Below are 20409 nucleotides of genomic sequence, written 5' to 3'. Positions count from 1 at the left end.
TGTGGTTGCTACGTCTGCGAATCGGTAATGACATCCAGCGGATAACGTCGTCCGTTTCGGTAATCTTCTATGCTTTTAATAATCAGTGGGCTCCGGAGTTTGTCACCTAGCTGTCGGATGTCATCCAGCGATAACCAGTGCGCGGCAATAATCCCGGTATCGAGCTGATCGGTTATCCGCTCTTTGGCTCTTCCGATAAAACAGAAACGGTAGTAGGTCACGCCGTTTGCCGGTGCTTTGTATGTATAAAACCCAAGAAAATGTTCCGGTTCTATATCCCAGCCGGTTTCCTCCAGGGCTTCGCGTCGGGCTGCATCCGGAATCGCCTCGTCTTCCTCAACGTGGCCGGCGGGCTGATTGAATACAACCCGGCCACTGCTGCGTTCTTCGACCATCAGAAACCGGCCATGGGCGTCTTCAACAACTACGGCTACTGTGGCATGGGGTGTCCAGGTCATGATCTTCGGGCTCTCCTTGGTTTCCTGCTTGCCCGGGAAGGTGTCGGGCGCTTTCGACGGGGCGGGGCAGCGGGCAGGTTAACGTGGGTGGTTCGATACTCCCCCGGGCCCAGGCCCTCCAGCGACCAGTCGCCAATACGATAGCGGATCAGCCTCAGAGTTGGAAACCCGACGGCTGCCGTCATTCGCCGTACCTGCCTGTTGCGGCCCTCGGTAATCGTCAGCTCCAGCCAGCTGGTGGGGATTGTATCCCGGCTGCGTATCGGGGGTATGCGGGGCCAGACCTCTGGTGCCTGTATCCTGCGCGCCTGTGCCGGCTTTGTGGGGCCGTCTTTCAGGGTGACTCCGGCTGCGAGCTTTTGTACTGCCCCGGCTGTTACATCGCCTTCAACCTGAACCCAATAGGTTTTTGGCGTGTGTCGGGCTGGCGAGGCAATGCGATGCTGCAGTGCGCCATTGCCAGTTAACAACAGGAGACCTTCAGAATCGTAATCAAGCCGTCCGGCAGGATAGATCTGCGGAATATGAATCCAGTCCGCCAGGGTTGCCCTCGGCTGCCCTTCGGTTGCGGCTCCGGGGTCTGTAAACTGGCTGAGTACCTGAAAGGGTTTATTAAAAAGTATGAGTTCAGCCATCCAACAGTATCTCCCGGTTAAGTGTTGAATCAGGTCAGGGAGAATACGATGAAAATGCAGGGTTTTAAACCGGGCGTCTGCGGACCGTGTACAGTGCTGCCACCACAGGTCCGCTGACTTCAGACCAGGTAGCGACCGGCTTCGGCTGACTCTCGCTCTGAAGAATCCGCTGCAGCAGTACCGTTACCGGGCTGTTTTTTGTTGCCGGAGTCTTCAGGGACAATATTAACCGCGTGTATGCCTTTGTCGCTCGGCTTTTTTTCAAAGCTGACTGCCTGGCCGGCTTTCAGTGTCTTGTAGCCGTCCATACAGACGGACGAAAAGTGAGCAAACAGGTCTTCATTGCAGCCGTCTTCAATAATGAAGCCGTACCCTTTGGCATTATTGAACCATTTTACTGTGCCTCTTGGCATGATGAACTCCCTTGTACTTTTGCTGTCAATTGTTGTTGTTTGGTTCAATGGCCGGTCCAGTCGATCCAGGACGACGGCTCTGTCACATGAACTACTTATTTTTTTACATTACTTTACACTTACAAAGTAACTGTCGACGAAACCTCGGGTCTAGTCAATAGTTTCTATTGCAGTAATGTGTGGTTGAACCCAGTCTGGAAACGGTATCATGTTCGTATTGACTATTATCCAGTCCCCGGGTGGGTGCGGACTTGAAAACCCGGGGTTCGACAACCACATTAATGAAGGACACCGATAACCGGTAAAGAATGATGCGGACTATCGAAAATTCTCTACTAGTATTTAATCAGGGGGAGGACGAACAGCCGGGGCGGCAGGACGACCTCAGCGTTGCTCCCGAAAAACCTGAGCTTAAGCGTCCATCGCAGTTCAAGGTGGTGCTTTTGAATGATGACTACACACCCATGGATTTTGTTGTGGATGTGCTGATGACATTCTTCGGAATGAATGAAGAAAAGGCGACACAGGTGATGCTGCTCGTCCATACTCAGGGAAAGGCAGTATGCGGGGTATATACCCGGGATATCGCGGAAACAAAGGCGGCACAGGTGAACCAGTATTCTTCGGAATGCGAGCATCCGCTCCTTTGCGAGATTGAATGTGCGGACTGATAGACGTTGGGGTGGCCCATGCTGAGCAAAGATCTTGAAATTACGCTGAATACAGCTTTCAAAAGTGCCCGCGACAAGCGCCATGAGTTCATGACCGTAGAGCATTTATTGCTGGCTCTGCTGGAGAATGAATCGGCAGTGGGGGTTTTGAGAGCTTGTGGTGCAGACCTCAAGGAACTCCAGGATGAACTGATTGAGTTTGTGGATTCCACAACGCCGCTGATTCCGAGTAGCGATCACGAGCGTGAAACTCAGCCGACTCTGGGTTTCCAGAGAGTGCTGCAGCGTGCAGTATTCCATGTGCAGTCCTCAGGGAAAAAAGAGGTAACGGGCGCGAATGTTCTGGTCGCAATTTTCAGCGAACAGGAGAGCCAGGCTGTATACCTTCTGAAAAAGCAGAATGTTGCACGCATTGATGTGGTTAATTTTGTGTCCCATGGGATTTCCCGTGTACAGGGCGCAGAAGATGAGGAGGGAAGTGAGCATATCTCACAGGATGAGGCTGCCGAAGAAGGCGGTCAGTCCAGCCCGCTGGAAGCCTATTCATCCAACCTGAATGAGCAGGCACGTCAGGGGCGCATCGACCCGCTGATTGGCCGCGAACACGAAGTTGAGCGTGTGGTGCAGATACTCGCGCGTCGACGCAAGAACAATCCGCTGCTGGTAGGAGAGGCTGGCGTCGGTAAAACCGCCATAGCTGAAGGGCTGGCCAAACGGATTGTCGACGGGCAGGTGCCCGACGTTATTGCAGATGGTGTTGTATATTCGCTGGATCTGGGCGCCTTACTGGCCGGAACCAAATATCGGGGCGACTTTGAGAAGCGCCTGAAAGCCCTGCTCGCAGAGTTGAAGAAAGAGAAGCACGCAATTCTGTTCATTGATGAAATACACACCATCATTGGCGCCGGTTCCGCATCCGGTGGTGTAATGGATGCCTCAAACCTGCTCAAGCCCATGCTGGGTTCCGGTGAACTCCGGTGTATCGGCTCTACCACCTATCAGGAGTTCCGGGGTGTGTTTGAAAAAGACAGCGCACTGGCCCGTCGCTTCCAGAAGATAGATGTAAACGAGCCGAGCGTGGAGGATACGTTTCAGATACTCAAAGGCCTGAAACCGAACTTTGAAAAACACCATGACCTGAAGTATACCGATCAGGCTTTGCGTGTGGCTGCGCAGCTGGCTGATCGTTACATCAACGACCGCCATCTGCCAGATAAAGCCATTGATGTTATTGATGAGGCAGGGGCACGTCAGCGCCTGATGTCAGAAGACAAGCGCAAGGCAACGATCGACGCTGCTGAAATCGAGGAAGTGGTGGCAAGAATTGCACGCATTCCGCCGAAAAGTGTATCGAGCAGTGATAAAGACCTGCTGCGCAACCTGGAGCGGGATCTCAAAATGGTTGTCTTCGGGCAGGATCCTGCTATTGAGTCGCTGGCTACGGCGATCAAGCTGGCCCGTGCCGGCCTCAAGGAACCGGAGAAGCCGGAAGGTTCATTCCTGTTCTCAGGGCCGACCGGTGTGGGTAAGACAGAGGTCACCCGACAGCTGGCCAAAGCGCTGGGTGTGGAGCTGGTCCGGTTCGATATGTCCGAATACATGGAACGCCACACAGTCTCCCGTCTTATCGGCGCACCTCCGGGGTACGTCGGTTACGATCAGGGCGGGTTGTTAACCGAAGCGGTTAATAAACATCCGCACTGTGTGTTGTTGCTGGATGAGATTGAAAAGGCGCACCCGGAGGTCTTCAACCTGTTACTGCAGGTGATGGATCACGGCACGTTGACGGACAACAACGGGCGTAAAGCTGATTTCCGCCACGTGATTCTGGTAATGACCACAAACGCCGGTGCCGAAAGCATGGCCCGCCGCTCCATTGGCTTCAGCGAACAGGATCACAGCAGTGATGGCATGGAGATTATCTCAAAAACCTTCACCCCCGAGTTCCGTAACCGGCTGGACGGTATTATTCAGTTCGGTGACTTGCGCAAGGATACTATTACTCACGTAGTGGACAAGTTCCTGACGGAGTTGCAGGCACAGCTGGATGAAAAGCATGTTGTTCTGCATGTGGATGAAGACGTTAAATCCTGGCTGGCTGACAAGGGGTACGACGCAACCATGGGTGCGCGTCCGATGTCCCGGCTGATTCAGGACAAGATCAAACGGCCGCTCGCTGAACAGATTCTGTTCGGCCGCCTGTCTGAAAAAGGTGGGGATGTTTTCATTCACCTTGAGGATGATGAGCTGGTCTTCGACTATGAGGACGAACCCGCTGAAGTGCTCTGATGACCTGTAGAGCCTTGATTGTCAGGGCTCTACAGGATTATTCCGGTCCCGCCTCGGTTAGCGGAACTCAAAGAACTCATAATGGAGGTTTTTTGCAGGGATGCCATTTTCTTTCATTAATTCTTTAACCCGTTTCAGCAGTCCCTGGGGGCCGCAGAAGCTGACCTGAACCTGATGTGGGTCTACTTCTGTTGCGGACTCGCGAATTGCTGTGGCTAATGCTTCTCCACCACTTGGGTTAGGAATAAGTCGCACGCCTGCCTTGTCCGCCATTTGCTGCATTCGTTCCAGGCTGGGGAAAGCGCGTGATGGATCAAAACAGTAGACCAGGGAGGCGCGCTCGAAATGGCCGTGGGCTTTATCATCCAGCCAGGAGATAAAGGGCGATATGCCTACGCCGGCGCCTATCCAGATTTCACGTTTTGCACCTGCGATCCGTTCAAAGCGGCCATGAGGGGCAAACACGTTGGCTGACATACCTACTTTGACCTGTGCTTTCAGTTTTTGCGTGTAATCACCTAAAGCCCGTATCACAAAATGAAGGTTTCCGGTGTCCGAGGGCGCATTTGCAATAGTGAAAGGGTGCGGCTCGCGCAAACCGGCTTCTTTCATGGCCAGAAAGCCGAACTGACCTGCCTGAAAGGGGAAACCTGTCTTCACGGGCGCAAGTTCCAGATGCACAGCTTTATTGCCGTGGGACACGGAAGCCACCTTGTACTCACCTCCCGGTGCGAAGAATGGGTACAGCAGCAGCCTATAAAACGCAGCGATGATCCCAACGGTGCAAAGCCCTGCCAGCCATATGCCTGACGGGCTTGCCAGAATGATCGGGGATTTAAAGCTTAGCCAGTGCAGGATGACAATTAAAAAAAGAGGGCCGGAGAGCTTGTGTAGCCAGCGCCAGCGGTTGTAGGCGATATTACGATTCAATGCCAACAGGATAATCAGCCCAAGCGCGACAATGCTGAGTTGGCGGGCCAGTCGAGTCCAGTATCTGGGCAACTCCAGAATTGGAACAATATCCCAGGAGTCCAGTTTGGCTTTGAAAACCAGGTGGTAAGCCGCAAAAACCAGAGCCCAGATGCCGAGCCATTTGTGGGTCTGATAGAGCTGATCCAGGCCGCCAAACATTTGTTCTACTATGCGCCAGCGACTGGCCAGGATGCAGGACATGGCCATACATGCCAAAGCTGTTGCGCCTAATATGAGGCTGATGGTTGCCGAGGTCGCCCAAGTGTCTCTGGGTATCTCGATTAATACGGTAGCAGCGGTGATTAAAGTAATGCCGCTAATAGCCTGCCAGGCTTTTATAATCACAATAACTCCTTGTTTCCTGGGTTTTCACCAGCCACTTGGGGCGATGTTTCGTCGTGCCAAAATACCACAGGCAGGCGTGGATATAATGATGCAGGTCAAGGTGTTTGAGGTTAGGTGGCTAGCTAAGTAGAAGTGCCTAAATCGAGTCCGGAAGTGTCAGCACTTATGGTAACGAGGAGAGAGTGCGGGGGGGTGTAGAATCAAAAAAGGCCATCAATGATGGCCTTTTTTGATTCAGTCTACATTCTAAAAAATCAGCGGGCGCGGTAAACAATCCGCCCTTTACTCAGGTCGTAAGGTGTCAGCTCAACCTTGACCTTGTCGCCGGTCAGAATACGAATATAGTTTTTGCGCATCTTTCCGGAGATGTGAGCAGTCACTACGTGACCGTTGCTGAGTTCAACCCGGAACATGGTGTTTGGAAGGGTATCAAGAATAACGCCCTCCATTTCAACGACATCTGACTTCGCCATTCAGTAGAAACCTCTTATTTGGAATACTTTCCGTAATTATAAATTGCGTAATTCTGCCTGATTTTTACAGGTTTGGCAAAACGCGTTAGTACGTATGTGTGCTAAACATCATCCAGTATCTGCCATTGGCCGCCACGCAGGGCTTCAATGGGCTTGAATCGGGTTTTATAATTCATTTTTCGGCATTGCTTTATCCAGTACCCCAGATAGAGATAGGGCAGGCTGCGCCGACGTGCTTCCTGTATTTGCCAGAGGACCGCAAACGTGCCCAGGCTGCGGTTTTCATATACGGGATCAAAGACTGTATAGATGGCAGAAAGACCGTCATCCAGGGCGTCCAGAGCAGCCAGTGCTATCAGTTCCCCTTCCAGCCGCATTTCCAGAAACCATGAATCTGTAGCGCCATCTACCAGAAAAGATGTGAATTGTTCCCGTGAAGGTGGGTACATGTCGCCATCTTTATGTCTTAATTCAATGTAGTTGGCGTATAACTGGTAGTAGTCTTCATTGAAGGCCACAGGCACCAGGGTGCATTCGAGATCGCTGTTTTTGCGTGAGACCCGGCGCTGGCTTCGGTCCGGGCGAAAATCGTTTACGCTCAGTCGTACCGGAATGCAGGCGTTACAGGCTTCACAGTGGGGGCGGTAATAGTGTGACCCGCTGCGGCGGAAGCCGAGTGTTGTCAGCTGGCTGTACAGTTTTTTATCAACGCTGGCGCGCGGGTCCACGAACATGGTTGTAGCCTCACGCCCGGGAAGATAGCTGCAATCATGGGCAGGGGTTGCAAAGAACACCAGTGTTCTGAGGCTACTCATTCATGCCTCCGGCCCGCACCATTGCCAGTGAAAGTTCCAGTCGGGCTGTTCGGGTTCCTGGTCGATGTATGTACTGATTATAGCCAAAAAGTCGCTTCTGGCCAGAGTGCTTGCGCCCATACTGAGCAGGTGGTCGCTTTCCACCTGGCAGTCCATGATGTAGTAGCCCCATTCCTGTAGCTGACGGGCGAGGTGGACCATCACTGCCTTGGATGCATTGGTTTCAAGAGAAAACATGGATTCACCAAAGAAGCACCGGCCTATGGCCAGCCCATACAACCCCCCGGTCAACTCTCCGTTTTTATTCCATGCTTCTATTGAATGGGCGATGCCTTGTCGGTGCAGTGCCGAGTAGCTCGCGATCATGTCATCCGTGATCCAGGTGCCTTCGCTGCGCGTGGAGGCGCACAGTTGCATAACCTGCCCAAAGGCCTGATCAGCGGTGATCCGGAAACGTCCTTGATTGAGTGTTCTGCGCAGGCTCCTGGAAATATGGATGTTTTCAGGAAAGAGGACACAGCGAGGGTCCGGGGACCACCAGAGTATCGGCTGATCGTCGCTGTACCAGGGGAAAATCCCGTTGCGGTAGGCAAGGATCAGGCGCTCTGTGGAAAGGTCGCCCCCCAGGGCGAGAAGACCGTCGGGATCGTCGAGGGCTTCCTCGGCCGGGGGGAACCACAGTTGGTCAGGGTCTAACCAGGGCAGCGGGGTCATTCAGCTCAGTCTTGCTGATCCAGAAATTTCTCCGCATCCAGGGCTGCCATGCAGCCGAAGCCGGCTGAAGTTACGGCCTGCCGGTAAACATGGTCGGCAACATCGCCGGCAGCAAACACGCCCGGGATGCTGGCCTGGGTCGCCATGCCTTCCAGACCTGAGCGGATGTGAATGTAGCCGTTGGTCATATCAAGCTGGCCTTCGAAAAGGCCGGTGTTGGGCTGATGCCCGATAGCAATAAAGACGCCGGCGAGATCAAGATCCTGGGTGGCGCCGTCTTTCGTGCTTTTAACGCGCATGCCGGTTACGCCGGTTCCGTCACCCAGGACTTCATCAAGCGTGTGATCCCACAGGATTTTAATATTGCCGTTCTCCACCTTATCGAAGAGTTTGTCTTGCAGAATTTTTTCCGCACGCAGGCTGTCACGGCGATGAACCAGAGTTACTTCCGCTGCAATGTTCGAGAGGTACAAGGCTTCTTCAACAGCCGTGTTGCCGCCACCGATAACGGCGACTTTCTGCTTTTTATAAAAGAAACCATCACAGGTGGCACAGGCAGATACACCCTGGCCCTTGAAACGTTCTTCGGATTCGAGCCCCAGGTACATGGCAGATGCGCCTGTGGCTATAATCAGAGCGTCGCAGGTGTATTCGCCGCTGTCGCCCTTGAGTCGGAAGGGGCGGCTTTCCAGGTCGGCTTCGTTGATGGTGTCGTAAACCACGTTGGTTTCAAAGCGCTCGGCGTGCTTGAGCATGCGCTGCATAAGCTCCGGACCCTGTACGCCATCGTTGTCACCCGGCCAGTTATCGACGTCGGTGGTTGTAGTCAGTTGGCCGCCCACTTCAATGCCTGTAATCAGTGTGGGATTGAGGTTGGCGCGGGCTGCATAAACGGCCGCAGTATAACCGGCCGGGCCGGAGCCTAGAATGATGAGCCGGGAATGTTTTGTATCACTCATGGGATGTCTCACTGAATCAATAGGTTGCAGGCTCTCTTGGAGCCATTAATATCAAGAAAAAGAAAAGCTTATCATGAAAGCGGCAGACCGCCAGTTGTTTTGGGCAATGTCGTTGATAAAGCCTTGCTATCTGCTCCGGTTATTCCAGCACAGAGGTTGAGCTCAACAACTGGCGTACACGTTCTGCGCCTTTTCCAGCTTCCCCCTGCTCCAGGCGATGCCCGGCAACGGCCGGGAAGACTGCCTGGATATCATCGGGAAGTACATGTTGTCGGCCTTCCATAAGAGCCCACGCTTTTGCGGCCCTGAGCAATCCGAGCCCGGCCCTGGGGGACAGACCATAAAGCAGCCCGGGCATACGCCGGCTTTGTTCCAGCAGGCGCTGCAGGTAGTCCAGCAGTGCCGGGCTTGCGTTCACCTGGCGCACATTTGCCTGAAGCTGCATCAGGTCGCTTTCCGACAACAGGGTGCTCAGGCGGTTAGTCATGATCTGACGATCTTCGCCTTCCAGAAGCTCGCGCTCGGCCCGGGGGTCCGGGTAGCCCAGATGCAATCGCATCAGAAAGCGATCAAGCTGTGATTCCGGCAGAGGGTGAGTACCGCCTTGCTCGGTTGGGTTCTGGGTGGCGATGACAAAAAACGGCTGCGGCAATGGCCGGGTCTCACCCTCGATAGACACCTGGCGTTCCTCCATAGCCTCCAGTAATGCGCTTTGTGTGCGTGGCGAGGCACGGTTGATTTCATCCGCAAGGACCACCTGGGCAAAAACAGGACCCGGATGGAATACCAGGCCTCCGGATTGCTTGTCGTATATGGAATAGCCCAGCACGTCAGCAGGGAGCAGGTCGTTTGTGAATTGTATGCGCTGGTAGCTCAGGCCCATAACCCGGGCCAGGGCATGTGACAGGGTGGTCTTGCCCATGCCGGGGATGTCTTCAATAAGCAAATGCCCGCTGGCAAGCAACCCGCACAGAGCAAGGCGAACCTGCTCGTCTTTGCCCAAAAGAATCTGGTTCAGCTGGTTGACGGTGGTATCTACCAGGTTTTTCATGCCGGGTTGTAGCTCATACAGGGGTGACTCCTTCAGGAATCTGCATGGTAACACTGTGCAGGCTGCCGTGTTGCTGCAGCAGCGCCAGGCAGTTGATCGGAATTATCTCCCGGTCCGGAAACAGGGTGCTCATTACGTCTATGGCTTCCTGGTCCTGGGGTAAGTCGTAGACCGGCAACAGGATCGCGCCATTAATAATCTGGAAACTGGCGTAAGTTGCCGGAAGGCGCTCACCTTTTTCACTGAATACGGGGTCTGGCCATGGCAGAGCTGTCAGCTTGTAGGGCTGGCCGTCGCGTTGGCGATAATTCTGCAGGTCTTCTTCCATGGCCGCCAGGGCGCTGTAGTGTTCGTCTGCCACATCCCGACAAGCCACATAGCAGATATGGTCCGGGGCGCAGAACCGGGCCAGGGCGTCAATATGACTGTCAGTGTTATCTCCCGCCAAATACCCATGGTTGAGCCACAGGATCCTGTCTGCCCCCAGTGTTTCAGATAACGTCTGCTCTATGGCGCCGCGGTCCAGGGAGGCGTTCCGGGTAGATGTCAGCAGGCTCTCGCTGGTGGCAAGCAGGGTGCCTTCGCCATCGGAATCAATGGAGCCGCCTTCCAGAACGAAGTCTACCGAATGCACAGGGGCGGTGCCAAACAGGCTGAAGTTGGCAAGGTGACGGTTGAGTGCATCGTCTTTTTCCCAGGGAAACTTGCCGCCCCAGGCATTAAAGCGGAAGTCCAGCACGGTTGGCTGACCTTCATTGAGGATCGTAATCGGGCCATGGTCCCGGCTCCATATATCGTTTGCCGGTGCCGGGGCCGTGTGTACGCGGCCCGGAAGCTCGTGAGCGGCGGCCCAGGCATTAAGCTCGCGTTCCAGTTCCTGGAGACGGATAACATGTTCGCAGCTGATAATCAGGTTCTCAAAGCGCAGGATCGCCCGGGCAAGTTCCAGGAAAACCGGCTCTGTATCGGTAATATCTTTTCCGCGGCTGGAGCCTGGGTGAGGCCAGGTAAGCATAATAGCGCTCTGGGGGGCCCACTCGGCGGGCAACACGCATCGGGATGTCACGTTAAAGTCACCTTGCAAATTTAAAAGCTGTCATTGTAAATATATGGTCTGGTATTGCCAGTGAGCTCACTTTGCAGGGGCAGGCCTGACCGTTTGGCGCTCCGGGCTCAGAACGGAGTGGACAGTGCGGTTTCCTTCGAAATAAACCACGAAGTTCTCATAGTGCCACTGGCTGATCGGAGGAGTGCCGACTGGCCCCTTGATTGAGCGAGGCGGCCCCCAGGCAGCTCGTACCGAATCCTGGGTTGTGCCGACTCTGGGCATATACTGCTGGCTTCTGTCTGCCTGATTACCCACAGGCACTCGCAGGTCTTCAGCAACGACGGTTGCACTCAGACACAGAGCAAGAGTAGCGCCCAGTGCGCCGGCCAGGGTTCGTTTTATCACCATTGGGGTTTCTCCGTTAAAACAGACGCTTCCGGCATTCTGCCGGGAAGGTGGATAAAGCGTAATGACTGAAGATACAGGTAAATTCAACCAAAATGCCAGTTTACAGGTTCAGTTCTGGCTTATCCGGTTGCAAGGGATTTTGGTGACAGGTCATAATGCGCGCTCGCATACATCAGCCGGCTGAAAGCAAAATCTTCCAGGCTTCCCGACCACGACCAACCCGAAGGTAGCGACAGGCACCTCTTCATGTTCAGACCCTTATCGTTTTATATCGGCCTGCGCTACACCGCGGCCAAAAGGCGCAACCACTTTATTTCATTTATTTCTCTCACATCCATGATCGGGCTGATGCTGGGTGTTGCCGTATTGATTATCGTGTTGTCAGTAATGAACGGGTTCGACCGCGAATTAAAGCAGCGCATTCTGGGGATGGTCCCCCACGCCACGATTCAAGGCAGCGGACCGCTGGATGACTGGGAATCCATAGATGCCCGGGTGCAGGAACATCCCCGGGTGCTCGCAGCGGCTCCGTTTATTCAGGGCCAGGGCATGGTGACCGGTGGCGGGGATGTGCGTGGGGTCATGCTCAATGGCGTGTTGCCGGAGGAAGAGCGCACAGTTTCAATCATCGAGAATCACATGATTGAAGGCACACTGGATGATCTGGTCTCGGGGGAGTTCGGAATTATTGTCGGTCGTACCATGGCAGCGAGCCTGAGACTGCAATTGGGAGACAAGGTAACGGTCGTGTTGCCGGAGGCTTCTGTTACTCCCGCGGGGGTCCTGCCCCGTCTCAAACGCTTTACCGTAAAGGGTATTTTCAGTGTTGGGGCAGAGCTTGACGGCAATTACACGCTTATTCATATGGATGATGCGGCCAAACTGATGCGAACCGGCGGGAAAGCAGAAGGTGTGAGGCTTCTGGTGGATGATCTCTTTGCAGCGCCCAAGGTGGCTGAAGAAGCCGCCCGGGAGTTGCCGGGCCGCTATTACATTTCGGACTGGACCCGCACCCACGGCAATCTGTTTCAGGCCATACGCATGGAAAAAACCATGATTGGCCTGCTGTTGATGTTCATTGTCGCCGTCGCCGCTTTTAACATCGTGTCGACGCTGGTCATGGTGGTTACGGACAAAACCGCCGATATCGCCATTTTACGCACCATGGGGGCAACGCCCGGGCGCATCATGCGGATATTCATCGTGCAGGGGGCTGTGATTGGCCTTTTTGGCACCCTGGTGGGCACAGCGCTTGGTGTTCTTGGGGCGCTCAATATCAGTGCCTTTATCTCCTGGCTGGAGGCCGCTCTCGGACATCAGTTCCTGAGCGCCGATGTATACTTTATCAGTTACCTGCCTTCTCAGTTGCAGTGGCAGGATGTGGCCGTAATAAGCGGTGCAGGTCTGGCCATGAGTTTATTGGCCACCATGTATCCGGCCTGGCGAGCGTCACGGGTAGATCCTGCGGAGGCTCTGCGTTATGAATAAGGAAAACGGTGCGATGAAAGAAACCCCGTTGGTGATTGATTGCCGCCAGGTTACCCGGACCTACACACAGGGCCCGGAAAAGCTGACGATATTCTCGGATATTTCTCTGCAGGTCAGTCCGGGCGAAACTGTGGCGATTGTGGGTAGTAGTGGCGCCGGTAAAACAACCCTGCTTAACCTGCTGGGCGGCCTGGATAAGCCCTCCTCAGGCCAGATTTCGATTTGTGGTAAAGACATTCATCGTTTGTCAGAAGCCGGCCGTGCACGTTTCCGCAACCGCTACCTGGGGTTCGTGTACCAGTTTCACCACCTGCTACCTGAGTTCACGGCGCTTGAAAATGTCATGATGCCCTGCGTGCTTGGCAATATGTCGGTAAGCGGTGCGCGCTCACGGGCGCAATCGATTCTGCAGCGAGTGGGACTTGGGGAGCGTCTGGCACACAAACCCGGTGAACTGTCCGGGGGTGAGCGCCAGCGTGTTGCTATCGCGCGTGCGCTGGTGAATGAGCCAGACTGTGTTTTGATGGATGAGCCCACAGGTAATCTCGACGAGCAGACCGGCGAGGGTGTCCAGGCGCTTATTGAGTCCCTGCGGGACCAGCTCGGGATTGCGTTTGTTATGGTCACCCATGACATGAGGATGGCCCGGAGCCTTGGCAGGGTGTTGCGGCTGGAGCAGGGAAGGCTGGTTCAGGAGGCCTGATTTCGGGAGGGTGGACGGACTTCCTTGCGGGCCTGCCGGCGATCACGCCAGTCGGTGCGTATTTTCCGGCGCCAGAGGTATTGTATGGCCAGATAGGCCACGCATGCGGCGAGTGTGGCCACAATCAGTGACCCCAGATACAGCGGAATGCCAATGTCCAGCAGGCGCTCACTGATCCATGGCCAGGAGAGCTGGAAATCAAAGCTCAGTACCGGGCGGTTCAGCGCCCAGGCGCCCACCTTGTAATTAAAGTAGAACATCGGGGTCATGGTGACCGGGTTACTGATCCATACCAGAACCACTGCCAGCGGCAGGTTGGCGTTGACCCAGATGGCAAAGAAAGCAGCGGCCAGCATCTGGAATGGCATAGGAATAAAGCAGAAAAAGACGCCAATCAGAAACGCCCGGGCAACGCTGTGGCGGTTAATATGCCATAGGTTGGGTTCATTGAGGATATCGCCCAGAAAGCCAAGCGATTGCATCGCCTGCACTTTTTCCCGTGAGGGCAGATAGCGTTTCATGAACTTCTTTGGCATGTGAAGCTCTACCTTCAAGTAGAATGAAACTCCGGCGCCAGGGATGTCGCCGACGGATAACATCATCGGGAGGACATGGATTGTCCAAACACTCCACAGTACTGGGCGTCTTCGCTTTTTCCTGCGGCGTCATCTTACTTTATAGGCTGACAGTGTTGCCAGCTCAAGTGTGGCTGCTGGCTGCGGCTGTGTCCGTCGGATTGATCGCGTTTTTAACGCGTCGACTTGATTCCGGGCTGTACTGGTTCCTTGTTTTTGGGCTGGTGTCAGGCCTTTTCTGGGCTGATCTATGGGCCCACGAGCGCCTGGCAGAGCGGCTTCCAGCGGACCTGGAGGGTGAAACAGCAGAGGTGTCGGGTTACGTCTGTGGCCTGCCGTCTGAGGGTAGCTTTGACAGTATCCGGTTCAGCTTTTGTGTGACCGGCTGGTACGGGCATTCACGGACCCGGAGTTCCGGCCAGCCCCTGCCCACAACCCTGCGCCTGGCCTGGTATGGCCAACCGCAGGGTCGGCTTCCGGGTCACAGGTTACGGCTTCAGGTGGTGCTGAAAAGGCCCCATGGCACGCTTAATCCGGCGGGTTTTCGTTACGAGGACTGGCTGTTCCGTAAGGGGTACCGGGCGACCGGGAGTGTACGCAGTGCCGTGTCCGATTCCTCTGTCCCCTGTGGGGTTGCATGTCACTACCATGATCTTCATAGCCGGCTGGCCCAATGGGTTGATAGCCGGTTTTCCGAAGCCCGCCAATACCCCCTGATAGCCTCGTTGCTGATAGGCAACCGGGGGCACCTGTCTTCCGCCCATTGGGAGACGCTGAAGGCCACCGGCACTATTCATCTGGTGGCCATTTCCGGTCTCCACCTGGGCCTTGTTGCCATAGGAGCCGGGTTTGTTGCCCGCCGGATCCTGCTGGCGGTGCCGGCAACACGGATTACTGAGCGCTCTGTTCGTCTGGGGGTGTTTGTGATCGTGCTTGTCTGCTGTCTGTGGTATGCACTGGCCGCGGGTTTCACGGTGCCAACCCGAAGAGCGCTGCTCATGGTGACCGTGGGAAGCTGGTATGTACTGAATGCCAGGCAGGTGCCTGTCTGGCACTCACTCGTAATGGCTCTTGGCCTCGTGCTTCTGCTTGATCCGTTTGCACCGCTGGATCAGGGGTTCTGGTTGTCGTTCGGGGCGGTTTCAATACTGATCTGCGTTTTTGCAGGCAGGCTGGGAGGTCCGGGCTGGCTCGCGGGTCTGTTGCTGGCTCAGGGTGCAGTTTTTGCCGGGCTCTGGCCCTTGCTCGTGCAGTTAGGGCAGGGGCAGCCGGTTGCAGGTTTGCTAGCCAATGTTATTGCGATTCCCTGGGTTTCGTTAATAGTGATGCCGGTGCTGATCATTGGCGCTCTGGTAGTTGCGCTGGCGCCCTCACTGCTGGTGTTTATCATTCCCATATTTGATGCAGTGCTTGGCGGGTTGTGGGGCACTCTGGAGTGGGTTGCAGGTATGCACTGGCCAGCGCTGAATGGCACGGCTCTGGAAATTTTCGCGTTTGCTGTGGTGGTGTTGTTGATCGCAACGCTGCCGTTCCGGGCGTTTCAGGTAACAGCCGGCCTTCTTGTCCTGGGGTGGGCGGTGGCGTCGGGTTCGCCCGCTGAGCTTGGCAACCCTGATATCGGGGAGCCGGAAGTGACGGTGTGGGATGTCGGACAGGGGCTTTCTGCCATGGTGAGGTCGGGCGATCAGGTGTTGCTTTACGACACCGGGCCCGAAGTAAAGGGCGTCTTTTCCGCGGCGGAGTCTGTGCTGATTCCAAACCTCAGGGCGCTGGGAGTGCAGCGCATCCACACGCTGGTTATCAGTCACGCTGACAATGACCACTCGGGTGGCATTGATCTGTTGCTGAAGGCGTTTGATGTGGGAACGATCATAACCGGTGAGCCAACTGCAATTCACGCCAGGTTGAATAACGAGCCTTCAGTAACAATTCAGGGGTGCGCAGGTGAAGGGACACTGGGAGAGAAAGTATCCTTGAGTTTCTGGCAGGCAGGCCCGGGTGTTGAAGGTAATGACGCCTCCTGTGTGTTAACCATGCGCACCAATGGTACAGCCGCAGAATGGGTATTCCCGGGTGATATCAGTGCCGGTATTGAAGCGCGTTATCTGACGGCTGTGCAAAACCGGTTATCCGCCGTCCAACCACAACAGCGGATCGTAATTGCGCCGCATCATGGCAGCAAAACCTCGTCCTCAACGCGTTGGGTTGAGGGGCTGAGTCCGGATCTGGTGATTTATACGGCCGGATACCGGCATCGCTATGGTCATCCCCATGAAGATGTAACGGCTCGCTACCGACAGGCGGGTGCGCGGGCGCTCAACACGGCCTGTTCCGGCAGTCTGGTTATGGCAATGGCTGAAGGGGAACTGAGCATCCGGGAGGCGCGGCACACAGCTCCCTTCTGGATTGCCGGTCCGGGCCTGACCAGGGCTCGATGTAAAATACCGTGACACTGCGGGTGTGGCCTCAACCTGCAGCTATGCTAAAGTAGCGCCGCTTGCCAATAATCAGGGAGATCAAGCGTGTTCGAGCTGTTGAAAGCCGGTGGCATTCTGATGGTGCCAATTGTTGCCTGTTCCATTCTGGCGCTTGCGATTGTGCTGGAGCGTTTCTGGACGCTGCGGGCGTCCCGTGTTGCTCCCCCCCAGACGATTAATGAGCTTTGGCGTTCGATTCGGAAGAAAGAGTTGAACAGCCGTAAGCTGAAAACACTGCAGGGTTCGTCACCGCTTGGGCGTGTGCTTGCCAGTGGTCTCATGAATGCCAGGCATGGTCGGGAGATCATGAAGGAGAGCATTGAGCATGAGGCCAGCCAGGTCATCCATGAACTGGAACGCTTCCTGAACCCTCTGGGCACAGTGGCAACGATAACCCCCTTGCTTGGTTTGCTGGGCACAGTGATTGGCATGATCAAGGTGTTCGCGGAAATCCAGCTTGCCGGCGTGGGTGATGCAGGCAACCTGGCTGGCGGTATTTCCGAGGCTTTAATCACAACAGCGGCGGGTCTGAGTATCGCTATTCCGGCTTTGATTTGTCATCGTTATTTCATCCGGCGGGTTGATGAACTGGTGGTCGGTATGGAGCAGGAGGCGATCAAGCTGGTTGAAGTTGTACACGGTGATCGTGAAATTGCTGAAGAAGGGGCCTGAACGCCGTGAAGTTCACTCGCCAGAGAAGTCAGGAAGTCGGGGTTGACCTCACGCCACTGATAGATGTGGTGTTTCTGCTGCTGATTTTCTTTATGGTTTCCACCACGTTCACCCGGGAAAGTCATTTACAGGTGGAGCTTCCCGAGGCCAGTGGCGAGCCTGCAGCCGCGTCCGAAGTAAAGCAGATTGATGTTGTTATCAATGCTGAAGGCCAGTATATCCTCAACGACAAGGCGCTGGTGAATAACCGCCGTGAGACCCTGGAGCGAGGTGTGGGTGAACTGGCCGAAGGGGATACCTCTCTGCCATTTATTATTACCGCAGATGCACGGACCCCCCATGAGTTCGTTGTCAGAGCCATGGACGTGGCAGGTCGTCTGGGCTTTGCCCAGTTAAGCATTACCACAGAGCGTGAGGTGGAAAGCCAGTGAGTCAGGCAGGGCCGATACCAGATTCCAGACATGTGAAGCCGGGGGACAGCTGGCAAACCTACAAGCGCTTACTGGCCTATGTAAAACCTTTCTGGCTGGCGTTTTCCCTGGCTGTGATCGGTAATATTATCTATGCGGCAGCGTCCACGGGTATGGCTGCGGCCATGGAGTATGTCATTGCTGCCATTGAAAATCCGACCCAACAAAACCGGGTGTTGCTGACTGGCCTGATTGTGGGTGTCTTTGCGTTCCGGGGCGCCGGCACGTTCATGAGCCAGTATTTCATCAGCTACGTTGGCCGGCAGGTGATCAACGCCCTGCGTGGCGACGTCTTCAACCGGCTGATGACGCTTCCTTCCCGTTATTTTGATGATAATGCCGCCGGTCGACTGGTTTCCAAGCTGACGTTTAACGTAGAGCAGGTGGCAGAAGCCAGTACCAGCGCTATCACCATTACTTTGCGGGAAGGGCTGACTATTATCGGCCTTCTCGGCTTTATGGTGTATACCAACTGGAAACTGACTCTGGTTTTTCTCGCCGTCGGGCCGCTTATCGGGGCTGTTGTCTCCTATGCCAGTAAGCGCTTTCGCAAGATCAGTCAGCGTATTCAGGGGTCAATGGGCGACATAACCCACGTGGCATCCGAGTCTATTTCCGGGTATCGGGTCGTGCGCACATTTGGGGGCGAAGGGTATGAAAAAGCGCGTTTTCAAAAGGTTAACGATAAAAACCTGAAGCAAAGTCTCAAGATGGCTTCTACACAAGCAATCAGTGTTCCGGTGATTCAGCTTCTGGTGGCTGTCGCGATTGCCGCACTGGTATGGACCATGCTAGCTCCGGAAATTCGGGGAGAAATGACAACAGGACAACTGGTCGCATTTATTACCGCTGCAGCCACTATGGCCAAGCCAATCCGTCAGGTAACGTCTGTGCACGCGAAAATCCAGAAAGGTGTGGCTGCCGCCTATGACGTGTTTGAAACCATAGACGAAGCGCCGGAACAGGATCCCGGCACCTATGCGCCTGATCGTGTTGAAGGGGAGATTGAGTTCAACCGGGTATCGTTCCGTTACCGGGATCAGCTGGATGATGTTTTAAAAGAAATTTCTGTCACGATTCCGGCAGGGCAGAGTGTGGCCCTGGTAGGGCGTTCGGGCAGTGGTAAGTCGACACTGGTGAGCCTTCTGCCCAGATTTTATGAGTATAATTCAGGGGACATTCTGATCGACGGCCACTCACTGAAGGATTTCTCCCTCAAAGCACTGCGCTCCCAGATTGCGCTGGTCACACAGAATGTTGTGTTATTTAACGACACCATTGCGGCCAATATAGCCTACGGAGCCCTTCGGGATTGCAGCCGGGAGGAAATCCGTGAGGCCGCCGCCAAGGCCCATGCGCTTGAGTTTATTGACCGAATGCCGGACGGGCTGGACTCAAAAATCGGTGATAATGGTGTGATGCTGTCCGGTGGGCAGAGGCAACGTCTGGCCATCGCCAGGGCACTGCTCAAAGACGCACCGATACTGATTCTTGATGAGGCGACGTCGGCACTGGACACTGAGTCAGAACGAAACATACAGCAGGCTTTGGAAACCGTTATGCAGGGGCGGACCACGCTGGTGATTGCACACAGACTGTCTACCATTGAAAAAGCCGACCGGATCCTGGTAATGGATAACGGCCGTATTGTTGAATCCGGCAACCACAGTGAGCTTCTCGCCAGTAATGGCGCTTATGCTCAGTTGCATCAAATGCAGTTCAGTGAGCAATCATGACTTCACTTGTCGATCGTCTCTGGTACGGAAAACGCAGGCCCTTACTGTTTCTTGCGCCATTCGCCTGGCTTTACCGGTACATTGCTGAAGCAAGGCGGCGTAAGGCTGAAAAAAAACGGGTCTCACGATTATCCGCGCCAGTGGTCGTGGTGGGTAATATAACCGCCGGAGGAACAGGTAAATCTCCCCTGACTGCCTGGCTGGTCAATGAAATGCTGTCTGCCGGGTGGCGGCCGGTCATCCTGAGCCGCGGTTATGGTGGCAAAGCGTCCGACTATCCCTTGCTGGTCACCAAAGACACCTTGCCGGCCCTGGCAGGTGATGAGCCTGTGATGCTTGCACAGGCAACGGGTGTTCCTGTGGTCGTTGATCCTGACCGGTGCCGGGGCGCAGAGTTTGCGCTTGATCAGGCACTGGGGGATATTCTGATCAGTGATGACGGATTGCAGCATTATCGTCTGCCCCGCGATATTGAGCTGGCGGTGTTTGACGGTGCCCGCGGTGTAGGCAATGGTGCGCTGATTCCGGTAGGCCCCCTGCGCGAGCCGGTTAGCCGGCTGAACAGCGTCGATTTTGTGGTGATTAACGGAGGAAGCGAGGCTGGTAGCGACGGACAGCGACCGGAAAACGGCGCCGCTGACATCGAACATCCACAGTTATACGCCATGAAACTGGAGCCGGGGCAACTGGTGAATCTTAAAACCGGCGAAACCCGGGCCCCGGCAAGCCTGCTGGGAAAACGCGTTCGTGCCGTTGCAGGTATCGGTAACCCGGACCGGTTTTTTAATACCCTGAAGGGACTGGGTGCGAGGGTCACAGCCGTGCCTTTCCCGGACCACCATCGTTTCCGTCCCGAAGATCTGGGGTCTGACTCTGACCAGGTTCTGGTGATGACAGCCAAGGATGCAGTCAAGTGTCGTGGCTTTGCGCCAGACAATGCCTGGGTGCTGCATGTAGAGGCAACACTGCCACAACAGCTTTCAGACTCAGTGCATGCGAAACTGCAGGCGTGCGTCAGGCCCTCCACCTCTTAACTG

23 protein-coding genes are annotated in these 20409 nt (G+C 55.1%); 11 read left to right on the top strand and 12 right to left on the bottom strand.

Translation table 11 applies throughout. From position 1 onward, the window contains the following. Nucleotides 1-8 precede the first annotated feature (8 nt). The 3 genes from FFI95_RS08765 to FFI95_RS15535 all read right to left on the bottom strand — a co-directional run bounded on the left by FFI95_RS08765 (nucleotide 9) and on the right by FFI95_RS15535 (nucleotide 1506). Entirely contained in the window at nucleotides 9-458 is a 450-nt protein-coding gene (locus tag FFI95_RS08765) for an NUDIX hydrolase (RefSeq protein ID WP_144822037.1), read from the bottom strand. Continuing rightward, complete coding sequence (locus tag FFI95_RS08760) at nucleotides 455-1093, bottom strand: pseudouridine synthase (RefSeq protein WP_144822036.1); 639 nt, start codon at nucleotides 1091-1093, stop codon at nucleotides 455-457. Before FFI95_RS08760 ends, FFI95_RS08765 begins: the two co-directional genes overlap by 4 nt. A 119-nt stretch (nucleotides 1094-1212) precedes the next feature. Next, nucleotides 1213-1506: a cold shock domain-containing protein gene (locus tag FFI95_RS15535; protein WP_144822035.1), complete on the bottom strand. Its 294-nt coding sequence runs from the start codon at nucleotides 1504-1506 to the stop codon at nucleotides 1213-1215. Nucleotides 1507-1817: 311 nt separating this feature from the next. On the opposite strand from FFI95_RS15535, the gene clpS reads away from it, so the two are divergent. Both clpS and clpA read left to right on the top strand, forming a co-directional pair. Further along, nucleotides 1818-2177 (top strand): ATP-dependent Clp protease adapter ClpS, encoded by a 360-nt coding sequence (clpS, locus tag FFI95_RS08750; RefSeq protein ID WP_144822441.1) that lies wholly within the window; start codon nucleotides 1818-1820, stop codon nucleotides 2175-2177. Nucleotides 2178-2195: 18 nt separating this feature from the next. Next, nucleotides 2196-4466: an ATP-dependent Clp protease ATP-binding subunit ClpA gene (gene clpA / locus FFI95_RS08745; protein ID WP_144822034.1), complete on the top strand. Its 2271-nt coding sequence runs from the start codon at nucleotides 2196-2198 to the stop codon at nucleotides 4464-4466. A gap of 57 nt (nucleotides 4467-4523) precedes the next feature. On the opposite strand, the gene FFI95_RS08740 is transcribed toward clpA, so the two are convergent. After that, complete coding sequence (locus FFI95_RS08740) at nucleotides 4524-5645, bottom strand: ferredoxin reductase family protein (RefSeq protein WP_246069459.1); 1122 nt, start codon at nucleotides 5643-5645, stop codon at nucleotides 4524-4526. Between FFI95_RS08740 and FFI95_RS15470 the strand changes: the two genes are divergently transcribed. Then, nucleotides 5638-5913, top strand: a complete 276-nt coding sequence (locus tag FFI95_RS15470) for a hypothetical protein (protein WP_246069458.1) — start codon at nucleotides 5638-5640, stop codon at nucleotides 5911-5913. The genes FFI95_RS08740 and FFI95_RS15470 overlap by 8 nt on opposite strands. Nucleotides 5914-6037: 124 nt before the next feature. Here FFI95_RS15470 and infA read toward each other — a convergent pair whose 3' ends face one another. The 7 genes from infA to FFI95_RS08705 all read right to left on the bottom strand — a co-directional run bounded on the left by infA (nucleotide 6038) and on the right by FFI95_RS08705 (nucleotide 11251). Further along, nucleotides 6038-6256, bottom strand: a complete 219-nt coding sequence (gene infA / locus FFI95_RS08735; protein ID WP_096781506.1) for a translation initiation factor IF-1 — start codon at nucleotides 6254-6256, stop codon at nucleotides 6038-6040. Nucleotides 6257-6357: 101 nt separating this feature from the next. After that, nucleotides 6358-7071, bottom strand: coding sequence for an arginyltransferase (locus FFI95_RS08730; RefSeq protein WP_144822033.1), 714 nt, complete (start codon nucleotides 7069-7071; stop codon nucleotides 6358-6360). Next, nucleotides 7072-7785 (bottom strand): leucyl/phenylalanyl-tRNA--protein transferase, encoded by a 714-nt coding sequence (gene aat / locus FFI95_RS08725; RefSeq protein WP_144822032.1) that lies wholly within the window; start codon nucleotides 7783-7785, stop codon nucleotides 7072-7074. 5 nt (nucleotides 7786-7790) lie between these two features. Beyond that, on the bottom strand, nucleotides 7791-8744 hold the full coding sequence (gene trxB, locus FFI95_RS08720) for a thioredoxin-disulfide reductase (protein WP_144822031.1): 954 nt from the start codon (nucleotides 8742-8744) through the stop codon (nucleotides 7791-7793). Between the two features lie 139 nt (nucleotides 8745-8883). Beyond that, nucleotides 8884-9795, bottom strand: coding sequence for an AAA family ATPase (locus FFI95_RS08715; protein ID WP_144822030.1), 912 nt, complete (start codon nucleotides 9793-9795; stop codon nucleotides 8884-8886). 13 nt (nucleotides 9796-9808) lie between these two features. Continuing rightward, nucleotides 9809-10861, bottom strand: coding sequence for an agmatine deiminase family protein (locus FFI95_RS08710; RefSeq protein WP_144822029.1), 1053 nt, complete (start codon nucleotides 10859-10861; stop codon nucleotides 9809-9811). 66 nt (nucleotides 10862-10927) lie between these two features. Then, entirely contained in the window at nucleotides 10928-11251 is a 324-nt protein-coding gene (locus FFI95_RS08705; RefSeq protein ID WP_144822028.1) for an outer membrane protein assembly factor BamE, read from the bottom strand. A 61-nt stretch (nucleotides 11252-11312) separates the two neighbouring features. On the opposite strand from FFI95_RS08705, the gene FFI95_RS15530 reads away from it, so the two are divergent. The 3 genes from FFI95_RS15530 to lolD all read left to right on the top strand — a co-directional run bounded on the left by FFI95_RS15530 (nucleotide 11313) and on the right by lolD (nucleotide 13442). Continuing rightward, complete coding sequence (locus tag FFI95_RS15530; protein ID WP_257535402.1) at nucleotides 11313-11435, top strand: hypothetical protein; 123 nt, start codon at nucleotides 11313-11315, stop codon at nucleotides 11433-11435. Between the two features lie 62 nt (nucleotides 11436-11497). Beyond that, entirely contained in the window at nucleotides 11498-12739 is a 1242-nt protein-coding gene (locus tag FFI95_RS08700; protein ID WP_144822027.1) for a lipoprotein-releasing ABC transporter permease subunit, read from the top strand. Nucleotides 12740-12752: 13 nt separating this feature from the next. Further along, complete coding sequence (gene lolD, locus FFI95_RS08695) at nucleotides 12753-13442, top strand: lipoprotein-releasing ABC transporter ATP-binding protein LolD (RefSeq protein WP_144822439.1); 690 nt, start codon at nucleotides 12753-12755, stop codon at nucleotides 13440-13442. On the opposite strand, the gene FFI95_RS08690 is transcribed toward lolD, so the two are convergent. After that, entirely contained in the window at nucleotides 13430-13978 is a 549-nt protein-coding gene (locus tag FFI95_RS08690) for a DUF2062 domain-containing protein (protein ID WP_144822026.1), read from the bottom strand. The two genes, lolD and FFI95_RS08690, sit on opposite strands and share 13 nt — an antisense overlap. Before the next feature lie 80 nt (nucleotides 13979-14058). Here FFI95_RS08690 and FFI95_RS08685 point away from each other — a divergent pair, with 80 nt between their 5' ends. The 5 genes from FFI95_RS08685 to lpxK all read left to right on the top strand — a co-directional run bounded on the left by FFI95_RS08685 (nucleotide 14059) and on the right by lpxK (nucleotide 20406). Continuing rightward, nucleotides 14059-16467 carry a DNA internalization-related competence protein ComEC/Rec2 gene (locus FFI95_RS08685; protein ID WP_246069457.1) on the top strand — a complete coding sequence of 803 codons (2409 nt, stop codon included), beginning with the start codon at nucleotides 14059-14061 and terminating at the stop codon, nucleotides 16465-16467. A 72-nt stretch (nucleotides 16468-16539) separates the two neighbouring features. Continuing rightward, nucleotides 16540-17166 carry a MotA/TolQ/ExbB proton channel family protein gene (locus FFI95_RS08680; RefSeq protein WP_144822024.1) on the top strand — a complete coding sequence of 209 codons (627 nt, stop codon included), beginning with the start codon at nucleotides 16540-16542 and terminating at the stop codon, nucleotides 17164-17166. Nucleotides 17167-17171: 5 nt separating this feature from the next. Beyond that, nucleotides 17172-17597 (top strand): ExbD/TolR family protein, encoded by a 426-nt coding sequence (locus FFI95_RS08675; RefSeq protein ID WP_144822023.1) that lies wholly within the window; start codon nucleotides 17172-17174, stop codon nucleotides 17595-17597. Next, nucleotides 17594-19372: a lipid A export permease/ATP-binding protein MsbA gene (gene msbA / locus FFI95_RS08670; RefSeq protein WP_144822022.1), complete on the top strand. Its 1779-nt coding sequence runs from the start codon at nucleotides 17594-17596 to the stop codon at nucleotides 19370-19372. The genes FFI95_RS08675 and msbA overlap by 4 nt, the downstream gene beginning before the upstream one ends. Then, nucleotides 19369-20406, top strand: a complete 1038-nt coding sequence (lpxK, locus tag FFI95_RS08665) for a tetraacyldisaccharide 4'-kinase (protein WP_144822021.1) — start codon at nucleotides 19369-19371, stop codon at nucleotides 20404-20406. Before msbA ends, lpxK begins: the two co-directional genes overlap by 4 nt. The last annotated feature ends 3 nt before the right edge of the window (nucleotides 20407-20409 follow it).

Source organism: Marinobacter piscis (assembly GCF_007671655.1).
Taxonomy (GTDB): Bacteria; Pseudomonadota; Gammaproteobacteria; order Pseudomonadales; family Oleiphilaceae; genus Marinobacter; species Marinobacter piscensis.
Note: the sequence above shows the minus strand (reverse complement) of the source record. Positions and strands in the feature narration are given on the sequence as shown.

Coding starts and splice junctions, on each gene's coding strand:
- FFI95_RS08765 (WP_144822037.1), bottom strand. CDS start 458: ATGACCTGGACACCCCATGCCACAGTAGCCGTAGTTGTTGAAGACGCC.
- FFI95_RS08760 (WP_144822036.1), bottom strand. CDS start 1,093: ATGGCTGAACTCATACTTTTTAATAAACCCTTTCAGGTACTCAGCCAG.
- FFI95_RS15535 (WP_144822035.1), bottom strand. CDS start 1,506: ATGCCAAGAGGCACAGTAAAATGGTTCAATAATGCCAAAGGGTACGGC.
- clpS (WP_144822441.1), top strand. CDS start 1,818: ATGCGGACTATCGAAAATTCTCTACTAGTATTTAATCAGGGGGAGGAC.
- clpA (WP_144822034.1), top strand. CDS start 2,196: ATGCTGAGCAAAGATCTTGAAATTACGCTGAATACAGCTTTCAAAAGT.
- FFI95_RS15470 (WP_246069458.1), top strand. CDS start 5,638: ATGGCCATACATGCCAAAGCTGTTGCGCCTAATATGAGGCTGATGGTT.
- FFI95_RS08740 (WP_246069459.1), bottom strand. CDS start 5,645: ATGGCCATGTCCTGCATCCTGGCCAGTCGCTGGCGCATAGTAGAACAA.
- infA (WP_096781506.1), bottom strand. CDS start 6,256: ATGGCGAAGTCAGATGTCGTTGAAATGGAGGGCGTTATTCTTGATACC.
- FFI95_RS08730 (WP_144822033.1), bottom strand. CDS start 7,071: ATGAGTAGCCTCAGAACACTGGTGTTCTTTGCAACCCCTGCCCATGAT.
- aat (WP_144822032.1), bottom strand. CDS start 7,785: ATGACCCCGCTGCCCTGGTTAGACCCTGACCAACTGTGGTTCCCCCCG.
- trxB (WP_144822031.1), bottom strand. CDS start 8,744: ATGAGTGATACAAAACATTCCCGGCTCATCATTCTAGGCTCCGGCCCG.
- FFI95_RS08715 (WP_144822030.1), bottom strand. CDS start 9,795: ATGAAAAACCTGGTAGATACCACCGTCAACCAGCTGAACCAGATTCTT.
- FFI95_RS08705 (WP_144822028.1), bottom strand. CDS start 11,251: ATGGTGATAAAACGAACCCTGGCCGGCGCACTGGGCGCTACTCTTGCT.
- FFI95_RS15530 (WP_257535402.1), top strand. CDS start 11,313: ATGACTGAAGATACAGGTAAATTCAACCAAAATGCCAGTTTACAGGTT.
- FFI95_RS08700 (WP_144822027.1), top strand. CDS start 11,498: ATGTTCAGACCCTTATCGTTTTATATCGGCCTGCGCTACACCGCGGCC.
- lolD (WP_144822439.1), top strand. CDS start 12,753: ATGAAAGAAACCCCGTTGGTGATTGATTGCCGCCAGGTTACCCGGACC.
- FFI95_RS08690 (WP_144822026.1), bottom strand. CDS start 13,978: ATGCCAAAGAAGTTCATGAAACGCTATCTGCCCTCACGGGAAAAAGTG.
- lpxK (WP_144822021.1), top strand. CDS start 19,369: ATGACTTCACTTGTCGATCGTCTCTGGTACGGAAAACGCAGGCCCTTA.